A 2,224-nucleotide genomic window follows, 5' to 3' on the forward strand; every position below is an offset into this window, starting at 1 on the left:
GCGCAGGCAGGGGCCCATGGCTGTTCGAACGGGCATTGCTTGTGATGGCAGATATGGGCCCCTGCCTGCGCAGGGGCGACGTTTGTACGAAAGGCTGCTTGATGCGCCACAATGAGACCCCCGAAGGCCGCTCGGTCCGCCTGTTGCGCGTGGGCGAACAGGTGCGCCACGTGCTGGCCGACATCCTGATGCGCGGCGACGTGCATGATGACGTGCTGGCGGCGACGCATGTCTCGGTGACCGAGGTGCGGATGTCGCCCGATCTGAAGCACGCCACCGTTTTCGTTAAGCCGCTGATCGGCGCGGACGAAGCCAAGGCGCTGAAGGCGTTGCGCACGAACACCGCCTATTTTCAGAGCGAGGTCGCGCGGCGCGTGAACCTCAAATACGCTGCCAAGCTGAAATTCCTGGCCGACGAAAGCTTCGACGAAGGTGCGCGGATCGACGCGCTGCTGCGCTCGCCCACTGTCGCACGCGATCTGGATCAGGATGACTGACCTCGGCGCGCCGCTCGCCGAGGGCGACGTGCGGCTCGACCCCCTCGTTGAGGCGCATCGCGACGCCCTGCGTAATGCGTGCGGCGAGGATCGGGACATCTGGTCGCTCTATCCGGTGTCGTGGGGCAAAGCCCACTTCGACGCCGCGTTCGATGCTCTGCTGGCGCGCCCGGCGAGCCATCCCTTCGCGATCATCCAAGATGGTATGCTGACCGGCATGACCGCGTTCCTCGGCCATCAGCCCGAACGTCAGACGGTCGAGATCGGCAACAGCTATGTCGTGCCGGCGGCGCGGGGCAGCGGGCTCAACGACCGGGTCAAGCGCCTGCTGCTCGACCGCGCCTTCGCCTTCGGCATCCGCCGGGTGGAGTTCCGCGTCGACATGCGCAACGCGCGCTCACTGGCTGCGCTCGCCAAGCTTGGTGCGCAGCGTGAGGGCGTGCTGCGCGCCGAGCGCGTCACCTGGACCGGCCATGTCCGCGATGCGGCGCTGTTTTCTATCCTGGCCGGGGAATGGGGGCGATGATCCCGCTGATCGCGCCCCTGCTCGCCGCCTGCGCGCCGGTCCTGCCGCCGGCAGGCGCGGTTCCTCCCGCCGTCGCCTTCGGCCGGCCTTATGACGATCGCAATCCGTTTGCGCGCGTGATCCGTGGCGAGCGCGCGACGCCGGTCATTTACGAGGATCGCCGCCTGCTCGCCTTCATGGACTATGCGCCCGCCTCGCCCGGGCATGTGCTGGTGATCCTGAAACGCAGCAAGGCGCGCAACCTGCTCGAGGTGCGCGACGGCGATCTCAAGGTCGTGATGCGTCTTGCCCGCCGGATCGGGCGGGCCGAGGTCAGCGGGCTCGGCGCGGACGGCTTCACGATCGAGCAGAATAACGCGCTGGGCTCCTCGGTTCCGCACCTGCACGTGCACGTGATCCCGCGCTATCTGGGATTTGCGCGCTGTCCGCAGAGCGGGCTGCGCCAGCCGGCGGACGTGCTCGAACCGATCGCCGCGCGGCTGCGCGGCGCGCTCGATCAAGACAAAGGCGGGATCGCCCCCGCCAAGCCCGTCGACGACCTGCCGCCCCCGCCGCCCGCCCGCTGATGCACGGCTGGCTGATCCTCGACAAGCCGCTCGGGCTCGGCTCGACGCAGGGCGTGAGCGCGGTCAAGCGCGCGCTGCGCACTGCCGGGCATGGCAAGGTCAAGGTCGGCCATGGCGGCACGCTCGATCCGCTGGCGACCGGCGTGCTGCCGATCGCGCTGGGGGAGGCGACCAAGGTCACCGGCCGCATGCTCGATGCCGACAAGGCCTATGATTTCACCATCCGCTTCGGCGTCGAGACCGCGACCCTAGACGCGGAGGGCGAGACGGTCGCCGAAAGCCCGGTCCGCCCGACGCTTGCGCAGGTCGAGGCCGTCCTGCCGCTCTTCACCGGACCGATCGAACAGGTTCCGCCCGCATTTTCCGCGCTCAAGGTCGACGGCAGGCGCGCTTACGATCTGGCCCGGGCGGGCGAGACGGTGGAGCTGGCGACGCGCGCCGTCACCATCCATGCGCTCCAACTCCTCCCCGGCACGGGGAGGGGGACCGCCGGCGAAGCCGGTGGTGGAGGGGGAGACCGGCTGGAAGCTGCTCCAGCCGCCCACCCCCCCCCCCCCCCGGCGGGGGGTGGCCCCCCCCCCGGCGGGGGGGGGGGGGGGGGCGGCAACCCATGCGCCCGGGGGGGGGGGGGGGCC

General features: G+C 70.2%; 4 protein-coding genes. All 4 read left to right on the plus strand.

Going from position 1 to position 2,224, the window contains the following annotated elements; genetic code table 11:
- Positions 1-101 precede the first annotated feature (101 nt).
- The gene (rbfA, locus tag ACOJSF_RS00095) at positions 102-497 is read left to right on the plus strand and encodes a 30S ribosome-binding factor RbfA (protein ID WP_420140213.1); all 396 of its coding nucleotides are present in this window, start codon (positions 102-104) and stop codon (positions 495-497) included.
- Positions 490-1,023 carry a GNAT family N-acetyltransferase gene (locus tag ACOJSF_RS00100; protein WP_420140210.1) on the plus strand — a complete coding sequence of 178 codons (534 nt, stop codon included), beginning with the start codon at positions 490-492 and terminating at the stop codon, positions 1,021-1,023. The genes rbfA and ACOJSF_RS00100 overlap by 8 nt, the downstream gene beginning before the upstream one ends.
- Complete coding sequence (locus ACOJSF_RS00105; protein ID WP_420140211.1) at positions 1,020-1,589, plus strand: HIT family protein; 570 nt, start codon at positions 1,020-1,022, stop codon at positions 1,587-1,589. The genes ACOJSF_RS00100 and ACOJSF_RS00105 overlap by 4 nt, the downstream gene beginning before the upstream one ends.
- Positions 1,589-2,224, plus strand: a 636-nt coding sequence (gene truB / locus ACOJSF_RS00110) for a tRNA pseudouridine(55) synthase TruB (RefSeq protein ID WP_420140212.1), incomplete at its 3' end; no start/stop codon positions are given. The genes ACOJSF_RS00105 and truB, both read left to right, overlap by 1 nt.

The organism is Sphingomonas sp. (genome assembly GCF_048594985.1).
Classification (GTDB): Bacteria; Pseudomonadota; Alphaproteobacteria; order Sphingomonadales; family Sphingomonadaceae; genus Sphingomonas_I.

What these genes read in the sequence shown, in the direction of transcription:
- rbfA (WP_420140213.1), top strand. Translation starts at nt 102, where the DNA reads ATGCGCCACAATGAGACCCCCGAAGGCCGCTCGGTCCGCCTGTTGCGC.
- ACOJSF_RS00100 (WP_420140210.1), top strand. Translation starts at nt 490, where the DNA reads ATGACTGACCTCGGCGCGCCGCTCGCCGAGGGCGACGTGCGGCTCGAC.
- ACOJSF_RS00105 (WP_420140211.1), top strand. Translation starts at nt 1,020, where the DNA reads ATGATCCCGCTGATCGCGCCCCTGCTCGCCGCCTGCGCGCCGGTCCTG.